Source organism: Microbacterium sp. NPDC089696, assembly GCF_044749125.1.
GTDB lineage: Bacteria > Actinomycetota > Actinomycetes > Actinomycetales > Microbacteriaceae > Microbacterium.
Window position 1 is genome coordinate 1,645,009 of the sequence record NZ_JBIVHF010000001.1, and the last position, 18,795, is coordinate 1,663,803.

The 18,795-nt window shown below is 70.1% G+C and carries 30 protein-coding genes and 1 tRNA gene; 5 read left to right on the forward strand and 26 right to left on the reverse strand.

Going from position 1 to position 18,795, the window contains the following annotated elements; genetic code table 11:
* Nucleotides 1-7 precede the first annotated feature (7 nt).
* The 25 genes from ACIPY8_RS08080 to ACIPY8_RS08200 all read right to left on the reverse strand — a co-directional run bounded on the left by ACIPY8_RS08080 (nt 8) and on the right by ACIPY8_RS08200 (nt 11,203).
* Complete coding sequence (locus tag ACIPY8_RS08080; RefSeq protein WP_400816818.1) at nt 8-352, reverse strand: hypothetical protein; 345 nt, start codon at nt 350-352, stop codon at nt 8-10.
* Nucleotides 349-570 (reverse strand): hypothetical protein, encoded by a 222-nt coding sequence (locus ACIPY8_RS08085; protein WP_400817683.1) that lies wholly within the window; start codon nt 568-570, stop codon nt 349-351. Before ACIPY8_RS08085 ends, ACIPY8_RS08080 begins: the two co-directional genes overlap by 4 nt.
* Nucleotides 570-1,184, reverse strand: a complete 615-nt coding sequence (locus ACIPY8_RS08090; protein ID WP_400816820.1) for a hypothetical protein — start codon at nt 1,182-1,184, stop codon at nt 570-572. Before ACIPY8_RS08090 ends, ACIPY8_RS08085 begins: the two co-directional genes overlap by 1 nt.
* Nucleotides 1,181-1,567 (reverse strand): hypothetical protein, encoded by a 387-nt coding sequence (locus tag ACIPY8_RS08095; protein ID WP_400816822.1) that lies wholly within the window; start codon nt 1,565-1,567, stop codon nt 1,181-1,183. Before ACIPY8_RS08095 ends, ACIPY8_RS08090 begins: the two co-directional genes overlap by 4 nt.
* Nucleotides 1,568-1,575: 8 nt before the next feature.
* The gene (locus ACIPY8_RS08100; protein ID WP_400816823.1) at nt 1,576-1,824 is read right to left on the reverse strand and encodes a hypothetical protein; all 249 of its coding nucleotides are present in this window, start codon (nt 1,822-1,824) and stop codon (nt 1,576-1,578) included.
* Nucleotides 1,821-2,075 (reverse strand): hypothetical protein, encoded by a 255-nt coding sequence (locus ACIPY8_RS08105; RefSeq protein WP_400816825.1) that lies wholly within the window; start codon nt 2,073-2,075, stop codon nt 1,821-1,823. The genes ACIPY8_RS08100 and ACIPY8_RS08105 overlap by 4 nt, the downstream gene beginning before the upstream one ends.
* Before the next feature lie 64 nt (nt 2,076-2,139).
* Complete coding sequence (locus tag ACIPY8_RS08110; RefSeq protein ID WP_400816827.1) at nt 2,140-2,571, reverse strand: hypothetical protein; 432 nt, start codon at nt 2,569-2,571, stop codon at nt 2,140-2,142.
* Nucleotides 2,564-2,851 (reverse strand): hypothetical protein, encoded by a 288-nt coding sequence (locus ACIPY8_RS08115; protein ID WP_400816829.1) that lies wholly within the window; start codon nt 2,849-2,851, stop codon nt 2,564-2,566. Before ACIPY8_RS08115 ends, ACIPY8_RS08110 begins: the two co-directional genes overlap by 8 nt.
* Complete coding sequence (locus tag ACIPY8_RS08120) at nt 2,848-3,039, reverse strand: hypothetical protein (protein ID WP_400816831.1); 192 nt, start codon at nt 3,037-3,039, stop codon at nt 2,848-2,850. Before ACIPY8_RS08120 ends, ACIPY8_RS08115 begins: the two co-directional genes overlap by 4 nt.
* On the reverse strand, nt 3,039-3,512 hold the full coding sequence (locus ACIPY8_RS08125) for a hypothetical protein (protein WP_400816833.1): 474 nt from the start codon (nt 3,510-3,512) through the stop codon (nt 3,039-3,041). Before ACIPY8_RS08125 ends, ACIPY8_RS08120 begins: the two co-directional genes overlap by 1 nt.
* Nucleotides 3,502-3,792, reverse strand: a complete 291-nt coding sequence (locus ACIPY8_RS08130) for a hypothetical protein (protein ID WP_400816834.1) — start codon at nt 3,790-3,792, stop codon at nt 3,502-3,504. The genes ACIPY8_RS08125 and ACIPY8_RS08130 overlap by 11 nt, the downstream gene beginning before the upstream one ends.
* A complete protein-coding gene (locus ACIPY8_RS08135) occupies nt 3,789-4,037 on the reverse strand; it encodes a hypothetical protein (protein ID WP_400816836.1) in 249 nt (82 codons plus the stop codon). Before ACIPY8_RS08135 ends, ACIPY8_RS08130 begins: the two co-directional genes overlap by 4 nt.
* On the reverse strand, nt 4,034-4,969 hold the full coding sequence (bet, locus tag ACIPY8_RS08140) for a phage recombination protein Bet (protein ID WP_400816838.1): 936 nt from the start codon (nt 4,967-4,969) through the stop codon (nt 4,034-4,036). The genes ACIPY8_RS08135 and bet overlap by 4 nt, the downstream gene beginning before the upstream one ends.
* Nucleotides 4,966-5,844 carry a PD-(D/E)XK nuclease-like domain-containing protein gene (locus ACIPY8_RS08145; RefSeq protein ID WP_400816839.1) on the reverse strand — a complete coding sequence of 293 codons (879 nt, stop codon included), beginning with the start codon at nt 5,842-5,844 and terminating at the stop codon, nt 4,966-4,968. The genes bet and ACIPY8_RS08145 overlap by 4 nt, the downstream gene beginning before the upstream one ends.
* Complete coding sequence (locus ACIPY8_RS08150) at nt 5,844-6,089, reverse strand: hypothetical protein (RefSeq protein WP_400816841.1); 246 nt, start codon at nt 6,087-6,089, stop codon at nt 5,844-5,846. The genes ACIPY8_RS08145 and ACIPY8_RS08150 overlap by 1 nt, the downstream gene beginning before the upstream one ends.
* Complete coding sequence (locus ACIPY8_RS08155; RefSeq protein WP_400816843.1) at nt 6,089-6,394, reverse strand: hypothetical protein; 306 nt, start codon at nt 6,392-6,394, stop codon at nt 6,089-6,091. Before ACIPY8_RS08155 ends, ACIPY8_RS08150 begins: the two co-directional genes overlap by 1 nt.
* A 1-nt stretch (nt 6,395) precedes the next feature.
* A complete protein-coding gene (locus tag ACIPY8_RS08160; protein WP_400816845.1) occupies nt 6,396-6,992 on the reverse strand; it encodes a hypothetical protein in 597 nt (198 codons plus the stop codon).
* Complete coding sequence (locus ACIPY8_RS08165) at nt 6,989-7,129, reverse strand: hypothetical protein (RefSeq protein ID WP_400816846.1); 141 nt, start codon at nt 7,127-7,129, stop codon at nt 6,989-6,991. Before ACIPY8_RS08165 ends, ACIPY8_RS08160 begins: the two co-directional genes overlap by 4 nt.
* Nucleotides 7,129-7,449, reverse strand: coding sequence for a hypothetical protein (locus ACIPY8_RS08170; protein ID WP_400816848.1), 321 nt, complete (start codon nt 7,447-7,449; stop codon nt 7,129-7,131). The genes ACIPY8_RS08165 and ACIPY8_RS08170 overlap by 1 nt, the downstream gene beginning before the upstream one ends.
* Nucleotides 7,450-7,466: 17 nt before the next feature.
* Complete coding sequence (locus ACIPY8_RS08175; RefSeq protein WP_400816850.1) at nt 7,467-8,657, reverse strand: AAA family ATPase; 1,191 nt, start codon at nt 8,655-8,657, stop codon at nt 7,467-7,469.
* Entirely contained in the window at nt 8,645-9,355 is a 711-nt protein-coding gene (locus tag ACIPY8_RS08180; RefSeq protein WP_400816852.1) for a hypothetical protein, read from the reverse strand. The genes ACIPY8_RS08175 and ACIPY8_RS08180 overlap by 13 nt, the downstream gene beginning before the upstream one ends.
* Nucleotides 9,352-9,612: a hypothetical protein gene (locus ACIPY8_RS08185; protein ID WP_400816854.1), complete on the reverse strand. Its 261-nt coding sequence runs from the start codon at nt 9,610-9,612 to the stop codon at nt 9,352-9,354. Before ACIPY8_RS08185 ends, ACIPY8_RS08180 begins: the two co-directional genes overlap by 4 nt.
* On the reverse strand, nt 9,609-9,881 hold the full coding sequence (locus ACIPY8_RS08190) for a helix-turn-helix domain-containing protein (protein WP_400816856.1): 273 nt from the start codon (nt 9,879-9,881) through the stop codon (nt 9,609-9,611). The genes ACIPY8_RS08185 and ACIPY8_RS08190 overlap by 4 nt, the downstream gene beginning before the upstream one ends.
* Before the next feature lie 426 nt (nt 9,882-10,307).
* Nucleotides 10,308-10,380: transfer RNA gene (locus ACIPY8_RS08195), tRNA-Arg, on the reverse strand.
* Between the two features lie 16 nt (nt 10,381-10,396).
* Nucleotides 10,397-11,203, reverse strand: coding sequence for an SGNH/GDSL hydrolase family protein (locus ACIPY8_RS08200; protein WP_400816858.1), 807 nt, complete (start codon nt 11,201-11,203; stop codon nt 10,397-10,399).
* 70 nt (nt 11,204-11,273) lie between these two features.
* On the opposite strand from ACIPY8_RS08200, the gene argS reads away from it, so the two are divergent.
* Both argS and ACIPY8_RS08210 read left to right on the forward strand, forming a co-directional pair.
* A complete protein-coding gene (gene argS / locus ACIPY8_RS08205; RefSeq protein WP_400816860.1) occupies nt 11,274-12,938 on the forward strand; it encodes an arginine--tRNA ligase in 1,665 nt (554 codons plus the stop codon).
* A 53-nt stretch (nt 12,939-12,991) separates the two neighbouring features.
* Complete coding sequence (locus tag ACIPY8_RS08210; protein WP_400816862.1) at nt 12,992-13,843, forward strand: DUF2993 domain-containing protein; 852 nt, start codon at nt 12,992-12,994, stop codon at nt 13,841-13,843.
* Nucleotides 13,844-13,868: 25 nt separating this feature from the next.
* Here the strand turns inward: ACIPY8_RS08210 and ACIPY8_RS08215 are convergent, their stop codons facing one another.
* Entirely contained in the window at nt 13,869-14,927 is a 1,059-nt protein-coding gene (locus tag ACIPY8_RS08215) for a YihY/virulence factor BrkB family protein (RefSeq protein WP_400816864.1), read from the reverse strand.
* 146 nt (nt 14,928-15,073) lie between these two features.
* Here ACIPY8_RS08215 and lysA point away from each other — a divergent pair, with 146 nt between their 5' ends.
* From lysA to thrB, 3 genes are read left to right on the forward strand one after another with little or no spacing between them, the layout of a single operon-like run.
* Nucleotides 15,074-16,486 (forward strand): diaminopimelate decarboxylase, encoded by a 1,413-nt coding sequence (gene lysA, locus ACIPY8_RS08220; protein ID WP_400816866.1) that lies wholly within the window; start codon nt 15,074-15,076, stop codon nt 16,484-16,486.
* Nucleotides 16,487-16,542: 56 nt separating this feature from the next.
* A complete protein-coding gene (locus ACIPY8_RS08225) occupies nt 16,543-17,850 on the forward strand; it encodes a homoserine dehydrogenase (RefSeq protein ID WP_400816868.1) in 1,308 nt (435 codons plus the stop codon).
* Nucleotides 17,847-18,782 carry a homoserine kinase gene (thrB, locus tag ACIPY8_RS08230; RefSeq protein ID WP_400816870.1) on the forward strand — a complete coding sequence of 312 codons (936 nt, stop codon included), beginning with the start codon at nt 17,847-17,849 and terminating at the stop codon, nt 18,780-18,782. The genes ACIPY8_RS08225 and thrB overlap by 4 nt, the downstream gene beginning before the upstream one ends.
* The last annotated feature ends 13 nt before the right edge of the window (nt 18,783-18,795 follow it).

Sequence of the window (18,795 nt, forward strand, 5' to 3'; positions counted from 1 at the left end):
CTCGCACTCAGAGCACTCCATCGGTCGGCGCTCCCTTCTTGTCGACGACGGACCAGTCGGCGCGACGCAGCGGGTCGTGAGGCCACGAGTCCCGATCGCACGTACGGCACTGATCCGGGCCGTAGGTGCGACCACGGACGTCGTGGTGCTCCTGAGCGTCGAAGTTCGCCTTGAACGTCACGGACGTCACGGCGCCGCTGTGATCGCGCGAGAGTGTGTCGCCCTCGGCGTCGCGCAGCCGGACGACGACGCACGGAGTGCCGAAATACGCCGACGCGACCTCCTTAGCCTTCGTGACCAGCTCGGCGCGGCTCTGGCCGGCGACACCGCCCGTCAGGATCTCGATCGTCATGATTCCTCCATCTCCGCCCGGAGCCGTGCGCGCACTCGCGCCTGGAACACCGGATCCGCTTTCATCCGCCCGCGCCACCACGCGAGCAGCACCTTCTCCTGCACGATCCGGCGACCCTTGTCGTCGAACCGCATCGGCATCCCCTGCCGTCGCCAGCGCCGCACCGTGTCCTTCGACCGGCGCACCCGCCGCGCTGCTTCCCTGTACGTGAGCCACATCACGCACCACGCGCCTCCGTGTCGTACGACTCCCCGCAGTCGCGGCACTCGACGACGAGCACCCCGCGACCCAGCGCGTCGGACACCCACTCGGCAGCGACGGCACGCTCCCCGCACGCCTCGCACGTCCGACGACGCGACGGGCGCTCGACCGGCGGGAGCATGTACTGCACCCGCAGCCGGCGGATCATCCCGAACAGGTGATCCTCGGCGTCGTTCATCGGCAGTCCGGAGATCTCCTCGGATCGCTCCGTGAGCCACCTGACGACCGCGAATGCGAGCACCCGGGCCTGGTACCCGGTGACCGCCGACGAGAGTCCCACGGCCGCGCCAGAGCGCCGCCAGGTCACCGCGTCGGTGACGGTCTCGCCCAGCCGCTCGGCGACCTCGCTCGTGTACTCGATGACCGCGGCCCAGAGATCATCCGTCGTGTCGACCAGGTCGACGTTGAAGGGCAGCCGCGCTGGTCCGCCGCCCCCGCTCACACGCTCCGAGAGGCGAGCGGCCTTGAGACCGCTCGAGTCGGCGCGGAGCACCTCGAGGATGCCGGGGAGCTGGTCGAGATGCCACTCGAACCGGCGCACCCAGCGCGACACCTCGAGGTCGAGAATCACAGCGCCACCGCCGAGGTATCTCCCTGGACCGCGGCGCGCGCGAACTCGACGAGGTGGATGATGACCGACACGAGGTCGCCGCGCTCCACGACGCCCTGCAGCAGCGCCGACGCCGACGCATGATCGTTGTTCGCGACCATCACGACCGCGCGATGCGCGTCCGCGTCAGCACGGCACGAGAGCCCCGGAGGGACCGCGTACAGCGCGCCCGCGGGGATCGGCAGCGCCGACACCATCCACGAAGCCGCGATCGCCGTCAGCGAGATCGCGAAGTTCAGCGCGTCCTCCTGCGTCCGCACGTTCATCTCGGACCACTCGGTGATCGCCTCAGGCCCGTCGAGCTGCAGGCACGCGACGATCATCCCGACGCGGTCGGCGTCCATCCCCGCGCTCATCGCCCTGCCTCCGCGAACGCACGCTCGAACGCCTCGACGAGCTGCGCGAACATCGCTACCCACTCGCCGACGGCGTAGCCCCACGCGGCCAACACGTCGCGGGCCGCCTGCATCCTCGCCTCGGCTTCCTCCCGGGCGACCTCGTCGGGGTCGACGCCGATGCGGATCAGCGCGGCGCGTGCACTTGCATCGATCTGCGCCTGCACCCGCCGGTTCGCAGCGTCGATCTCCCGCTCGACGTTCACGACTCGTCCTCAGCGAACCGAGACCCGACACGCCCGAGCAGGTCGTGCGCTGCAGGCTCGATCGGTCGGCCGGCGTGGTCGATCGCCGCGGCGTCCGCCTCATCGGCGGCCGCGATGATCTCCTCGGCGAACTCCCGCGCCTCGGCGGTCGTGAGCGCCTCGCGGGCGCCCATGAAGTCAACGTCGACGCCGAACTCGTCGTTCATCTCGGCGGCGGCGAGGTTGAGCGTCACTTCGCGCTGCACGGTCATCGCGCGCCCCCTCGCCCGGCCACGACCAGCACGGCGAGCGCCCACATCATCACTTCTCCCGGGTTCATGCCCGTACCCCTTCCAGTCCGACCTGGACAGGCAGCTCGCGCGCCCAGGCATCCCACTGCGCCCCGTAGACGGCACGCATCATCACCACGGCGTCAGCGGGTGAGATCACCCGGACGCCGCCCTTCGTCCCCAGCACGGCCCAGACGCCGCGAGGGAGGTAGAACACCGGCACGACGTGCGCAGTCACCCACGCGCGGATCTTCCAGCCGTAGACGAGCGCCTGCGTCTGCTTCCCGTGCTCGTACTCGCCGTTGCAGACCGCGCAGGCCGTGAGGAGCCCAGAGCGGCCTACACGAAACGACGTCCCGCCCTGCCCGACCCGCGCCCGGTGCTGCATCGTCAGATCGACCTCAGAGCCGCACGACGCGCAGCGTGAGCCGTCGCGGTGCTTCACAGCGGCGCGATCGGACGCCGTCACGTCAGCCACGCTGATCACCCCGCACGACGTCGCCCTCGATGTATGTGAGGACCTCGCCCGACACCGGATGCCGCATGACGTAGAAGATCCGATCGCCCCAGACGTGCTCCCAGCCCGAGCGGCGCAGCTCCTCGGCGAGCGTGCGATCGCCACCCGAGCCCGCGAAGAATGTCGCGTCAGGGCCCTGGCCGCGACCGAGCACGAGGCGCACACCGTCGAAGGTCTCCACGCCCGCGCCGATCTCGTCGAGCTGCTGGTCGATCAGTTCCCAGAAGTCGCCGACCATCACGGCACCAGCCGTTCGAACGTGAGCGTGACCCGACGGATCGCACCCGCTGCCGGTTCGAAGAACGGCAGCTCCTGGGTGTCCATCGCGACGAGCTGCGAGCCCGACGGGATCTCCTGCAGCGCGTTGATGATCGCCAGCGGCCCCGCATCGCACGTCACCTCGACGCGCTCCCACTTCGTGAGCGCCATCATCGACCCCTTCCCGCACCCGCGAGCGAGTACGTGATTTCGACCTGACGGCCGATCGACTGCACGCGGGTCGTGTAGCCCGCGAGGAGGTTCCCGACGCGGCGCGCGTACTCGAACGCGGCGACCGCGACGTCGTACTCGTCCTGCAGCTCGGCCGTGTCCACGACGATGTGCGCGGTCTGCAGCGTCGGGACCTTCCGGGCGTGCGCGATCCGGGCGTTCGCCTTCGCACGCGCGAGCTTCGTCGCGGTCCGCCGCTTGAGGGTCTCGGCGTTCATGATGACGAGCACCATGCGCGCCGCGTGCGCCGAGATCAGCTCGAGCTCGGCGATAACCCAGTCCGGACCGCGCACCACGCCGTCGTCGAGGTTCGACTCCGCGACCCGGCGCGCGTCCTCGGCGTACGCCTCGATCGAGTCGAAGTCGACCTGGTCGCCGTTCGGCCACACGACCGGCGTGAGCTCATCGTCCATCGCGCACCTCCGGCTCGAATCGGCCGATCTCGACGACTTCGACGAGGTCCCCCGGTGCGCGCTCGATCACGATCTCCGCGCCGCCGGCCGTCCGCACGCACACCCGCACGACCTGGACGTGCTCGACCCAAAGGACCGTCGGCGCAGCGTTCGCGAGGCGGATCCCATCACCGGGCATGACGTCAGTCGCGGGCACCCGACCGGGCACCGCGCCCTTCTCAGCGCGCCAGTCGACGCCGAGGATCGCACCGTGCTGCGTGCGCACCAGGGGAGCGCTCATCGGGCAGACCTCCCTCGACGAGAGAGCAGCGCGGCGCCGCCGATCGAGAGGAAAGCCGAGACGACGAGACCGCCGATCAGGAAGCGGAGGTCGCCGCCCGTGGCCGCCAGGAGGTCGACGGTCCGCTCGATGCCCTCGGGCATCCGACGGACGATGATCTCGGAGATCGGCACCGAGTGCTCCGGCGAGCACGCGTAGCCGTCGCATTCGCTCGCAGCAGCGGCGAGGACCTGGACGATGCTCACGACTGTTCCTCTCCGGCGGCGATCTCCGCCTCGATCTCGATCTCGCACGGGCCGCAGATCCCGCCCTCCTCGTCAGCGCGCGGCAGACCGCAGCGCGAGCACACGTGCCCGTCCTCGGTCTCGGGCGCGGCATCCGTCGTCTCCGGATCCGCGACGGGCTCCTCGTCGACGAGCTCCGCGTCGACGACGACGGGCTCGGCCACTGCAGCAGCCTCCGCATCTGCCCGCTCTGCAGCGCGGGCGCGGTCGGCGAGAGTCGGGATGCCGCGGCGCCGAGGACGAACCGCGGTGCCTTCGCTGTCGCCCTCGCCGATCTCGACGTCCTGCGACTGCATCTCCTCGTCGGTGTACAGGCCCGACAGGTCCTGCGGGAACGCCTTGCGGAACGCGAGAGCCTCGGCGCACTTCGCGAGCTGCCCCGGACCGCGCTGCTCCCACATCGCCGTCAGCTGACCGTTGCGCTTCTTCTGCGCGTACTCGTCCCACGTCGCGATCCCGACCATCGGCCGGTCCCAGTCGCTGCGATAGACCTTCACCCGGGCCGCGAGCGGGTGATCGCCGTGCAGCTCCTTGATGAACGCCTGAACCCAGCCGTGATCCTTCGTGAGCCACTCGGGCTCGTCCTGGCCCGCGTAGACCTTCGACCGCTCCGCGATGACGCGGAACCCGTCGATGCCGGTCTGCACCGACCACTCGAGCCCATCCGAGCCGAAGCGGCCGATGCAGTAGATCTGCCTGGCCATCGGGTCGAGACCCGTGCGCTCACAGATGTGCATGAACTTCGCGATCACCGGGCGGGGCGCGAGGATCTTCTGTCCCTTGCTCTCCCCGTACTGGTGTATGAACACGAGACCGGCGGCCTCGACGACCGCGGCCTCCTCCTCGGTCCACTCGTTGCGGTCGGTGGTCGTGGGCAGCAGCGCGGCGCTCACAGGGCGTCCTCCGTGAGCGCGTCCATCTGCCGCTCATACCAGGCCGGCACGGGCAGGTCTTGGATTGGGCCGCCGTCCTCGTCGTCGCCAGGCCAGCGGTCGTGCTCCATGCACCACGCGAACAGGTCGATCGCAGCGCGTGCCTTCGCTTCGCCGCCGACAGCCCAAGCCGGATCGGCGAGGCGCACGACGCGCACCTCGTACGGCGGTTCCTTCTCCACGAAGATGAAGTGCATCGGCGGGAGCTCCTCGCCGGTGACGAGCTGGTACACGTACCGGTAGACCCACGCCTGCACGTCGTAACCGAAGTCGATCACCGTGCTCGTGACCTTCCGCGGCCGCACGTCGGTCGTCGACTTCACGTCGAGTCCGATGTCGGAGAGCCGGTCGAAGCGGCAGCGGAGCTGCACACCCGTCACAGGGTCCTGCGCGAACAGCGACACCTCGGAGAGGCCGGGGCGATCGAGCAGCGACTTCGCCTTCGCGTTCGACAGGACCGCGTCGGCGGCGCGCGTGATCCGGTAGTACACCGGCGGCTTGAGCGGCACCTTCCCCTCATCGCGGGCCTTGTCGACCCACGCCTTCGCGTCCTTCGTGCGGACCCCACCGTCGGCCGACAGAAGGTCGCGGGGGATCTGCACGATGGGAGCACCGACGCCGAGGACACGCTCGTGGATCGCGTGCCCCTCGTCGAACGCGGGCTTCGGTGCGCGCTCCTCCTCCCGCGAGAGCTGGAAGTGCTTCGGGGAGCGGAGGAGCTGCTTCATCCCGGACGTGGAGAGCGCGTGGTGCGCGTGGTACTCCTCCTCGTCCATGCCCTCGATGAGCTGCCCCGAGATGACCTCGGGCGGCTCCATCCTCTCGAGCGCGCTCATCAGACTTCTCCGAGCACGTTGCGGAACGTCGACCGGCCGAGCACGACGCGCTCCCGCGGCGTGCCCTCGTCGACGACGATGCGCGGTCGGGCGGCGAGGACCATCGGCGCGAGGTGTGCGAACAGCTCGCGCGCCCCGCCGCGACGGCGGTTCGCGAGGCGGCGGCGCTCGGCGTTCACGGCCGGGTCCCGGTCGGCGAGCAGGCGCGGCTTGAGAGTCGCGCCAGGCAGGTACTGGACGCCCATCACTCCACCTCCGGCAGGTCGAGCTGCTCGACGCCCGTGCGCTTCTTCATGGCGGCGTCGCGGAGCTTCGACGCGGTCTCGGCCGCGGCGGGGTCGTGCAGGGGCTCGATCGAGATCGCCTTGACGACCGGGTACGTCTCACCCGCGAGGGTCTTGGTCACGACCTCGTCGAGCGTGTACGTCACGACCGCGACGATCGGCTGCGGGTTCCCGACGGACTCGATGAGCTCCTCCTCGAGTCCGAAGAACCCGTTCCGCTCCTCCTTGGGCACCCCGCGGGCGAAGCTGGTCGGCTTGATATCCATGTCATTTCCCCATTCCTGCGAGCGAGTGCTCGCTATCGATCGGCCACGCGACTTTCGCGTGAGCCGAAATCTGCTTGTCCGTGTAGGGCGCCTCGAGGCCGGCGGCGTGAGCGCCAGCCCGTGCGAGCGCCACACCATCGGCGACGTTGTGGTCCGGCACGTGCGCTTCGGGCACGAGCCGCCGGACGGACGCCAGGACGAGCCGCTTGCGCGCCGTGGGCTTCGTGCTCCGCGGGATCGAGTCGCTGTGCGCGAGGACCTGCCGCGTGCTCGGCGTGACGAGGACGACAGGCCCGCGCACGAGGAGCTGGTCGATGAGCATCCACCGGAGGCCGGCGCGCTCGTCGGCGAGCGGCGTGTACTTCGCGCCCATCGCGGCGGCCTCGACGACCGAGAGCGTGAGCTGCGGCGGGACGAACGCGAGGATCTCCGTGAGCATCTTCCGGATGCGGCGGCGGCTCGTCTCGGCATTCTCGACCTCTGCAGGTGCTGAGCGTCCTCGCCACGTCTCCCAGGTGGGATCCGTGGTCGGCGTCCACTGCACGAGCGCGCAGCCGGAGATCGTCAGCGACGGGTCGACGCCGAGCACGGCGCTCACGAGACGACCATCCCGACGACGCCGAGCGCCGAGGCGAGAAGTCCGGTCAGGAGCGCGACGAGCGCCCATCCACGCAGCAGCGGCGACGGTGCGAGCTCGGGGAGGCGCACCGGGCCGGTCACCTGATCCGCGCGCATCAGAACAGCCCTCGCGCGGCGCTGCGGGCCGCTGCCTCGTCGCGGGCGGCATCCTTCGCGAGCGAGAGCAGGAAGTCGAGCCCCCAGCTCTCGCGAGCCACGACACCGTGCGCTTGCACGTACTCGGGGTACTCGTTCGAGATCTTGTCCCGGTTGTCCGGGTCGGATGCCGAGATCAGGTTCAGCAGCCGCGTGACGAAGTGCCCCGGCTCCTGGCCGTACGCGCGGTCACCGAACCACCACAGCGTGTGCCGGACGACCTCGGGCGAGAGCGCGATCTGCGCCTTCTTCGCGGCGACCGTGTCGACGGTGTTCCCCATGATTCCCATCCCTTCGTTCATGCGCCTACGTGCCGCTCCCACGGCCATATCTGGTGCTCGCCGCGTGACACCTGCGGCGGGAAGTCGCGCGCCTCGCGGTCGCCACGCCAGCGGACGAGCTGGAAGCGGCCGCGGCCCTCGCGGTGCCGGCGCAGCCCGAGGCCGAACTCCGGCCAACCCAGGAGCGCCGAGGATCCACGCGGCCGCAGATCGCGCTCGCCGCCCGCGGACGTCGAGTGGCCGGCGTGAGCCTCGATGAGCATCGCGACGCCCCGCTCGCGGAGAGAGTCGAGTGCGGCGAGCAGCGGCGCCGCGTCGTCGTCGTCCTTGATCGCACGGGGCGTGAGACGGTACAGCGGGCCGATGAGCAGCAGCTCCGGCTTGGCCTCGTCGATGAGCCGGTGCACGTAGCCGAGCGTCTCGGCGCGCGTGAGATCCATGCGAGGCGTGCACTCGAGCTGCAGCATGTCCTGCGGGTCGACCGTCCCGTACTGGTGGGCCTTCTGTGCGATGTATCGCACCGCGCGCCGCCACTGACGCTGCGAGTTCTCGGCGTCGACGACGAGCGTGCGCACGGGCCGCGTGTGGTAGTGCTCGAACGGATGCAGACCAGCAGCCGAGAGCACGGCGATCTGGCGCAGCAGCGTCGACTTGCCGCCGCCCTCCGAGCCGGTGAGCATGAGCCGATCGCGCCGCTCGAGGAGGCCGTGCACGACCCAGTCGGGCTCATCCTCCTGCTCGGGTACCGCGAGGAGCTCGCGCAGCGTGATCAGGTTGCTCCGTCGGCTCGACCCGCGCTCACGCAGCGCCTGCAGCTCGGCGATCGCTCGCGAGATCTCGTCCACGACGTCGCCGGACTGAGAGTCCATGATGCGGCCGCCGAGGTTCCGCAGACCGCGGGTCAGCGCGGCGTTGTGGATCATGCGGGCGTAGTAGCCGGCGTTCGCGGCGGTCGGTACGGAGGTGCTCCACGCACTCAGGTGGGCGAAGTCGATTCCGCGGACGTCCCATGCGGCGAGGTGATCGCCGACCGTGACGATGTCGACGGGCGTGTGCTCAGCGACGAGTCGGACGATCCCCTCGAGGATCGCGCCGAGGCGGGAGTCCGCGAAGTCGTCGGGGGAGCACTCCGCGACGACGTCAGGGAGAACGGCGGGGCGCATCATCAGCGCGCCGATGACGTACTGCTCAGGGTTCAGCGGGTCCATGCCGCCCACTCCTCTCCGGGCTCGTAGTCGTCGGAGGAGGGACCTGCAGGACCAGGGCCAGCAGGACGAATGCGCGGCGGCAGCTCCTCGTCGTCCCAACGCCCGTCGTTGAGCCATGACGCGGGGTGCGGGATGAACTGCTTGTCGGGCAGGTTCGGATCGCGGGAGAACCGGATCGCGCCGGCCACGATCACGGCAGGGTCGGTTTCCTTCGCAGCGGAGAGGAACGCTTTCAGCGCTCGAGGCTTGGCGACCTTCCGCGGATACGCAGTCCAGAACTGGCCGAACTGATCGTTAAGTACGTCACTACGTATAAGAGAGGTGTCCTCGTCGGATTTGACACCGAATCCCGTCGGATTTGACACCTCATTGATCGCATTCGGTTCCAGATTGAAACCGGACGAATCGACCCACGGCACGAGGATCTGGAAGGCGTTCGCGTGCTTCTTCGTCCCCGGGGTGTGATCGAGCAACCCACGCTCGCGCAGCTTGGCGATCATGCGGATCAACGTCGACCGCGACACCCGAACCTTGACCGCGAGTACCGCATAGGTCATGTCGCCCTCGTCGTCGATGTAGCGGCAGCGCCCGCGGTCGTCGGCGACGTCGGCGAGCGCCAGGAGCAGCACGAGTTCGTTACCCGTGACGCCCTTCGCCTCCTGGCCGTGCCAGACCCACGACGAGACCTTGACGCTCACGACCGTCCCCGCATGCGCAGCGTGGCCCAGATGCAGAGGGCGAGCGTGATCGTGCCGATGATCAGCACGGCGTCGGCCTTCATCCGAGCGATGACGAGCACCACGCACAGGAGCGTGAGCATCGCGCTCGAGAACTGGACGATCGGCAGCGCCGAGCCCATCGGAGTGGTCGGAGCATCCGTCCCCACGGTGCCCCGACCCTCCGCGCCCTGCTCCCCAGCAGAGGGCGTACCGGTTCCCCATTCCCCGGTGGTCATGATGACGCGCCTGCGGCCGCTGCCACAGCGACCCGTCGGTCGGTTTCGCGCAGCTCCTGCTCGGAGGGGAAGAACCTCTCCACAGGCACGCGCATGTCGATGGCGAGAGCCAGGATCTCGTCCGCCTTGAACGACGTGCGGCCGGCGTAGCGCTCGACGAGCTGCGTTCGAGAGATGCCGATCGTCAGCGCGATGCGCTCCTGCGTGTAGCCCTTTTCGGCGGCGACACCGCGCACCTTGGCCGGGATGCCAACTCCTGGTTTCGTCATGTCGGCAAGTGTGTGCGAGATTCCGCAACAACGCAAGCCACGCCTGCGGTGTGTTGCCGACTATCCGACACTCCGTAACGGCTTTCCTTGCCAAAGTGACCGGAAACTCATACACTCATGCCATGAGCATGCAGAGCAACGTCATCCCGTTCACCGACGACGCCCGACTCCTTCGTCAGGCTCGCGGCGCGTTCGTCAAGTCGTTGATCGACCAGGAAGAGCGTTCCGCGCGCTTCGTGGCCGTCCGTATCGGGCTCTCCGCCTCATCGATGGGGGAGCGCCTCAAGGGCAAGTCGCCGTTCCTCGCCGACGAGCTCGAGAACATCGCACGCGTGCTGCGCCTCGACCCTGTGGCGTTCTACGCGCAGTACATCGCCGTGACGACGCAGAACAGCCCGGCCTCCGAGGAGACCGGGCTGGATGTTGTGCCCCCGACAGGAGTCGAACCTGCGACCTTCGGTACCGGAAACCGGCGCTCTATCCACTGAGCTACGGAGGCGTACCGAACGACGATATCACTGCTGGGGGGTGGTCTCCGACCCGGCCTCGGTCACGGGCGCGTCGCCCAGTCGGCCCAGTGCGTCGGCGACCTTCTGGGCCAGGTAGCGGTGGCCGTCCGAGGAGGGGTGCTTGCGTCCGATCTCGACGTCGATCACCGAGAGGTAGTTCTGGTCGGTGATCCAGTTCTCCGTCACGGGGGAGATGTACCACCAGCCGCGGGCGGCGGCCAGCTCCGACAGGTCCGCGTCGATGCGCGCAGTCGCAGCGCCCACCGGAAGTTCGTGCGGAGCGGGACCCAGGATGACGATGGTCGCCTCCGGGTAGGTCGCGGCCATGGCGTCCCAGGCGGCGTTCACGGCCTCGCGATAACCCGCGACGCCTTGGGCCCGATCGTTGATCGAGCCCTGGATGATGACGAGGTCGGGGGAGAGGGAGGGATCGAGCGCCGCGATGCGCTCCCCGAACGTCGGTCCGTCGATCCCGGGCTTGAGGTAGCCGCTGCCGCGCACGCCGTCGACGATGGTCTCGCCGCCGAGGAGATCGCCGAGCAGGTACGCGTACCCCTCGGTCGGCACGGTCGCGGCGGAGCCGTACGTCCACGAGTCGCCGAACACGAGCACCGTCGGATGCTCGGGCAGAGCGAGCGGGGCGGGCGCGATCGCGACCACGTCGTCGCCCAGGGCGGCGGCGCCGACCGGGTCGGTCGAGGGTGTCCCCGTCCACGGACGCCAGATCCCGAGAACGACCGCGGCGACCGCGAGGAGCACGGCGATCACGACGCCTGCGAAGGGCAGACGACGACGGGTGGCGGCGGGAAGCATGGCATGACTGTAGATCACGTTCGGCCCCGCGCAAATTCCGCACCGCGACGCGCCGTAAACTGGGCAGTCTATGAATCCTGAAACGCTCGCCCAAGCCCTCCTCGCCGTCCTCGCCCCGATCGCCGAGGAACGACGTCCGGGCGAGCCCCTCGCGCTCGCCTCGTCGGACATCGTGTTCGAGCGTCCGCGCAACCGCGAGCACGGAGACTGGGCGTCGAACATCGCGATGCGTCTCGCGAAGCAGCTCGGCACGAATCCGCGTGAGCTCGCACAGCAGATCGCCGACGGACTCGCCGAGGTCGACGGCGTGGACACGGCCGAGGTCGCAGGTCCGGGCTTCATCAACATCCGTCTGGATGCCGCAGCGGCCGGCGCGCTCGCGAAGGTCATCGTCGACGCGGGCGAGGCCTACGGCACGAACGACTCGCAGGCGGGTCAGAGCGTCAACATCGAGTTCGTGAGCGCGAACCCGACGGGCCCGCTGCACATCGGTCACACGCGCTGGGCCGCGCTCGGCGACGCGATCGCGCGCGTGCTCGCGGCATCCGGTGCCACCGTGGCCCGCGAGTACTACATCAACGACGCCGGCGTGCAGATGGAGCGCTTCGCGCACTCCGTGCTCGCCGCCGCGAAGGGCGAGCCGACGCCCGAGGGCGGTTACGCGGGCAGCTACATCGGCGACCTCGCGACGCGCGTGCTCGCAGCCCGTCCCGATCTGCTGAACCTCCCGGCCGAGGAGCAGCTGCTGGTGACGCGTGAGCTCGCCTACGAGTACCAGCTCGCCGAGCAGAAGGAGTCGCTCGCGAAGTTCAACGTCGAGTTCGACGTGTGGTTCTCCGAGCGCGTGCTGCACGCCAAGGACGAGAACGGCGTGAGCCTCGTCGACCGGGCCGTGGACCGTCTGCGCGAGCAGGGGCACGTGTTCGACCAGGACGGCGCCGTCTGGGTGCGCACGACCGACTTCGGCGACGACAAGGACCGCGTGATCCGTCGCTCGAACGGCGAGTACACCTATTTCGCCGCCGACGCCGCGTACTACCTGAACAAGGGCGACCGCGGCTTCGAGTACAAGCTGTACCTGCTCGGCGCCGACCACCACGGCTACGTGCACCGCCTCAAGGCGATCGCGGGTGCCGCGGGCGAGGACCCCGAGAAGAACGTCGAGGTGCTGATCGGCCAGCTCGTGTCGGTCGGCGGCGCACGCCTCAGCAAGCGCGCGGGGAACATCATCGAGATGGACGACCTGCGGGAATGGCTCGGCACGGATGCGCTGCGCTACTCGCTCGAGCGCTCGCCGGCGGACTCGCCTCTCGCCCTCGACCCCGAGCTTCTGCAGAAGCCGTCGAACGACAACCCGGTGCACTACGTGCAGTACGCCCACGCGCGCACGCACAACGTCGCGCGCAACGCCGCGGACTCGGGTGTCGACCGCTCGGAGTTCGCTCCCGAGACGCTGACGCACGAGACAGAGGCGGCGCTGCTCGGCGCGCTGCAGGAGTTCCCGCGTGTCGTGGCCTTCGCTGCGGAGGTGCGCGAGCCGCATCGCGTCGCCCGCTACCTGGAGGAGCTCGCGGGGCTGTACCACCGCTGGTACGACAACTGCCGCGTGATCCCGCTCGGTGACGAGCCTGTCGAGAGCGTCCACCGCACCCGGCTGTGGCTCAACGACGCGACCGGTCAGGTGCTGCGCAACGGGCTGCACCTGCTCGGGGTGTCCGCGCCCGAGCGCAAGTAGTCCCGCTTGGCCGTGTCGGCTCCCTCACCGAGCCGATACGGCAGGATGTCAGCATGAGCGACGACAACCACACGCTGCCGTACCCTGCCGCCGACACGGAGCATCCCACGCTCGTGATCCCCGGCGGACAGGACGGGGAGGATGCCGTCGCGCCGGCCCGCCGCCGCAAGCGCTGGCCGTGGGTGCTGCTCATCGTCGTGATCGTGGTCGCGCTGCTCGTGGTGGCCGCGGAGTTCGTGGCGCGCTCGATCCTGCCCGGCGTGGTCCGCTCGATCGTCGTCGAGCAGCTCGACCTCCCGGCCGACCAGCAGCTCGACGTCGAAGCCGACGGCATCCTGCTGCCCCAGCTGATCGGCGGACGCCTCGACAGCCTGCATCTCACGACGGACGCGGTCACGCTCGAGGGCATCACCGGAGCGGTCGACGTCACCGCTACAGGTGTGCCGCTGCAGGGCGGGGATCTGGGCGGCGCGACGGGGACCATCCGCATCGACGAGTCGCAGTTCACGACGATCCTCGCGAAGACGGACCTGCCGGTCGAGACCGTGACGCTCGAGGCGCCGAACGCGACCGTCGCGGGATCGGTGCCCGTGCTCGGCATCCCGATCCCGATCTCCTTGACCGTGACCCCCGGTGTGGCCGAGGGCGACCTCGAGCTCACCCCCGTGTCGCTCACGATCGGCGGTCTGCAGGTCGACGCCGATCAGGTCGGCTCCTCGCTCGGGTCCCTGGGGGCCCAGCTCACCGACACGCAGCGCGTGTGCATCAAGGACCAGCTGCCGGCCGGCCTCACTCTCACCGGTCTGCGGATCGACGGAGACGAGGTCGTGATCGACGTCGACGTGGACGGCGCGATCGCGACGGACGCGTCTCTGCTCGACAAGGGCACCTGCGTCCAGGGCTGAGCGCGTCCGAGGTGCGGGTCCGGCCTCAGGCGTCGTCGACGGGGGTCTTCAGCCCCGCGTCCGTCTGCGCCTTCCTCAGGGTCGCGGTCGCGAGGGCGACCTCCTCCTCGGCGCGCTGCACGCGGCGCTGCTCGAGCGTGGTCGCACCGAACCGCGCGCGCACGCGGTCGACCCGCTCCTCCTCCGCGGTGACGATGAACGCGCACGCGATCAGGATCACCTGGGTCGACAGCTGCAGCCAGATGAGCAGCGCCAGCAGGGAGGCGAACGAGGCGAGCAGCGGGTTGCTGGTGGCGCCGCCGACGAACAGGCTGGACAGCTCCTGGAGCACGAGGAGACCGATGCCGCCGATCAGCGCGCCGACCCACAGCGACCGCGCAGCGGGCTTCGCGCCCGAGAGCAGGCGGAAGATGGCGGCGACGAGCGCGGTGTCGAGCACGAGGACGACCAGCAGCGAGACGATGCGGATCCCCCAGGTCGCGGCGGGGGAGTCCTCGGAGAAACCGAAGAGCCCGCTGAGCCACGTGACACCGAGGCGGCCGAGGAACGTCACGGCGGCGGCAGCGACGAAGGCGACGCCGATCCCTATCGCCAGGGCCAGGTTTCGCAGCATGACCCAGATGAACAGGATGTCGTCCTGGGCGGTGCCCGCGATGACCCTGACGGCGGTCCGCAGAGACCCGATCGCCGCGAGCGCCGATCCTGCGAGGGCGACGGCGCCGACGATCCCGGCGATCGACAGCGAGAGGGGCGCCCGCAGGTCGTCGGGGTTGATCACCCCGTCCGTGCCGATCAGCCCGGGCACCACGGACTGCACCGCGTCGATGATGGCGCGCCACGCGTCGGGGTTGCCGGCGAGCCAGAGCGCCGCGATCGAGAATCCGAGGAGCACGCCCGCGAAGACGCTGAACAGCGCACGGTAGGTGACGCTGTCGGCGAGCATGGCGCCGCGACGCTCGGAGTACAGCAGGAACGCACGGACGGCGCGACGCTGCAGCGCCCAGCGGATCGCAGCGGCGCTCACGCGGGGGATGAGGCCGGGCCGGGTGGGCTCCGTCGGAGAACTCTCGCTGCTCGTCGTCACGCCCCCACCCTATGAGCCGCGAGGCCGGGTTCGCAGGGGGTTGACGCGGGGTGTCACCATGACGGATGCGGCATGGACGGTGCCCTAGAATCGGGTCAACTCGCTGTGCCCCTCCGGCCCGAGGCCCGTCCCACGATTGGTGATCCTTGCATTCCCCTGCCGACTCGCTCGCCCCGGACTGGCTCGTCGTGCCCGACGACGCGAACGCACTCCCGGCCGCCGTCTGGCCCGCGTCCGCGGTCCGCGCCGCCGACGGCGCTCTGACCCTCGCCGGGATCCCCGCGACGACGCTCGCTCAGACCTACGGCACCCCGCTGCTGGTGCTCGACGAGGACGAGGTCCGCACCCGTGCCCGCGCGTTCCGCGTCGCGTTCGACGACGCGGCGGCCGAGAACGGCACGACCGCCCAGGTGTATTACGCCGGCAAGGCGTTCCTCAGCACCGCGGTCGCGCGCTGGGTCGTCGACGAGGGCCTGCGCGTCGACGTGTGCACCGGCGGCGAGCTCGAGGTCGCGCTGGCGGCGGGCGTCGCTCCGGCCTCCCTGGGATTCCATGGCAACAACAAGTCCGTCGCCGAGCTCGAGCGCGCGGTCGAGGTCGGCATCGGCACGATCATCGTCGACAGCGCGATCGAGATCGAGCGTCTCGCCGCCATCACGGCCAGGACCGGAGCCGTCCAGCGCGTGCTCGTGCGCGTGATCAGCGGCGTCCACGCCGAGACCCACGACTTCCTCGCGACGGCCCACGAGGACCAGAAGTTCGGCTTCCCGCTGGCGGATGCCGAGATCGCCGTCGCGCGCATCCGCGAGATCCCGGGCCTGGACTTCGCCGGGCTGCACTGCCACATCGGCTCGCAGATCTTCGGCGTCGCGGGCTTCCGCGAGTCGGCGTCCCGTGTGCTCGAACTGCACGCGGCCCTGCTCGAGCACGGATCGGTGCCTCAGCTCAACCTCGGCGGGGGCTTCGGCATCGCCTACACGAGCGTCGACGATCCGACCCCGATCGAGACCCTCGCGGGCGAGATCGTCGCGGCGGTCGCCGAGGGCTGCGCCGCACGCGGGATCGCGGTCCCGGCGCTCTCGTTCGAGCCCGGGCGCGCGATCGTCGGCACGGCCGGCGTGACGCTGTACGAGGTCGGCACGACCAAGGACGTCGAGCTCGAGTCCGGCGCCGTGCGCCGCTACCTCAGCGTCGACGGCGGCATGAGCGACAACGCCCGGCCGGCGCTGTACGGCGCCCAGTTCTCGGCGCGGCTCGCGTCCCGCCGCGGCGACGGCGCTCCGCAGCTCAGCCGCGTGGTGGGCAAGCACTGCGAATCCGGCGACATCGTCGTCGACCACGAGTACCTGCCCGATGACGTGGCGCCGGGCGATCTCCTCGCCGTGCCGGCGACGGGGGCCTACTGCGCCTCGCTCGCGAGCAACTACAACCACGTCCCGCGTCCGCCGATCGTCGCCGTCCGCGACGGCCGGTCGACCGTGATCGTCCGCGGCGAGACCATCGCCGATGTCCTGTCCCGCGATGCCGGGATCCCCGTGGCGGATGCGGTGCGGGGCTGACGCCCCCATCGCCGCCCCGGACCGCATCACCCGTCCCATCCTCCGAAGGAGAAGCAATGACGACTGAGTACCGACGACTTCGGGTGGCGCTGCTGGGCGCCGGCGCGGTCGGCTCCCAGGTCGCCGCCCTTCTGCTGCGTCACGGCGACGAGCTCGCCGACCGCGCGGGAGCCTCGCTCGAGCTCGCCGGCATCGCCGTGCGCACCCTCGACGCACCACGCGACGTCGACCTGCCGAAGGAGCTGTTCACGACCGACGCGGAGTCGCTGATCCTCGGATCGGACATCGTGATCGAGCTGATCGGCGGCATCGAGCCGGCACGCGCGAACATCCTGCAGGCGATCGGATCCGGCGCGGACGTCGTCACCGCGAACAAGGCGCTCCTCGCGACCCACGGACCCGAGCTCTTCGAGGCGGCCGATCGCGTGGGCGCCTCCGTCTACTACGAGGCCGCGGCAGCCGGGGCCATCCCGATCATCCGGCCCCTGCGCGACTCGCTGGCCGGCGACCGCGTCGTGCGGATCATGGGCATCGTGAACGGCACGACCAATTACATCCTCGACCGCATGGAGACCGAGGGCGCCGACTTCGCAGATGTGCTCGCCGACGCCCAGCGCCTCGGGTACGCCGAAGCAGACCCGACGGCCGACGTCGAAGGCTACGACGCGGCGCAGAAGGCGGCGATCCTCGCGAGCCTCGCGTTCCACACCGCCGTGCCGCTCGACGCCGTGCACCGCGAGGGCATCACCTCGATCACCGCGGCCATGATCGAGGAGGCCCGTTCCGCCGGCTTCGTGATCAAGCTGCTCGCGGTGTGCGAGCGCATCGACGTCGACGGCTCCGAGTCGATCTCCGTGCGCGTGTACCCGGCTCTCGTGCCCCAGTCGCACCCTCTCGCGGCCGTGCACGGCGCGAACAACGCCGTGTTCGTCGAGGCCGAGGCCGCGGGATCCCTCATGTTCTACGGCGCCGGCGCCGGCGGGGTCCAGACGGCCTCGGCAGTCCTCGGCGACGTCGTCTCCGCCGCACGTCGTCACATCGCGGGCGGTGTGGGCGTGGGGGAGTCGACCAGGGCGAACCTCCCCGTCGTGCCGATCGGCCACGTCACCACGCGCTACCAGATCACCCTCGAGGTCTCGGACGCGCCCGGCGTGCTCGCGACGGTCGCCGGGATCCTCAGCGAGGGCGACGTCTCCGTCGCGACGGTCGTGCAGACCGTCGAGGGCGAGGACGAGCCCACCGCACGTCTCGTGATCGGCACGCACCGGGCGACGGATCAGGCCCTGAGCGCGACCGTCGACGCCCTCGCCGGAAGCTCCGTCGTCGAGCGCGTGGTGTCCGTGCTGCGCGTCGAAGGCGAGTGACGGTGGCCGTCGGACGCACCGTCGAGGTCACGGTCCCCGCGACGAGCGCGAACCTCGGCCCCGGATTCGACACGCTCGGCCTGGCACTGAGCATCTACGACACCCTCCTGGTCACCGAGCTCCCCGCCGGCGAGCTCGAGATCGAGGTGTCCGGATCGGGTGCGGCGGAGATCCCGCGCGACGCGTCGAACCTCATCGTCCGCACGGTCGCGCACGTCTACGCGGACGTCTCTCGCCCGATGCCCGGTCTGCGCATCGTCGCGGAGAACGGCGTCCCGCACGGTCGCGGCCTCGGTTCGTCCGGTGCCGCCGTCACCGCGGGCATCCTCGTCGCGAAGGGCCTGCTGGCGGGCGACGTCGACATCGACGACGCCGACATGCTGCGTCTCGCGACCGAGATCGAAGGGCACCCGGACAACGTCGCTCCGGCGCTGTTCGGAGGCCTCACGATCGCGTGGATGGGGGAGCGCGGCCCGCAGCACAAGAAGCTGCTCGTGCACCGCGGCGTCTCGCCCCTCGTGCTCGTCCCCGCGTACACGATGTCCACGTCGGCGGCGCGGTCGCTGCAGCCGCCGCACGTGTCGACGGCCGACGCGGTGTTCAACGTGTCCCGGTCGGCGCTGCTGATCGCGGCGCTCATGCAGAGCCCGGAGCTGCTGCTCGACGCGACCGCCGATCGTCTGCACCAGGATTACCGTGCGGGGGCGATGCCGGAGACGCAGCGTCTCGTGCAGGCGCTGCGCGCTGCCGGATTCGCCGCCGTCGTGTCGGGCGCGGGACCCAGCGTGCTGGTGCTCGCCGACGGTCCCGGCAGCCGACAGGATGCCGTGGAACTGGCCGCCTCGACCACCGACACCCCGTGGGACGCGCTGCTGCTCGCCGTCGACGTGCGTGGTGGTACAGTGGGGACTCGAGCGGAGGGCTCCACGTAGTTTCGTGAATCTG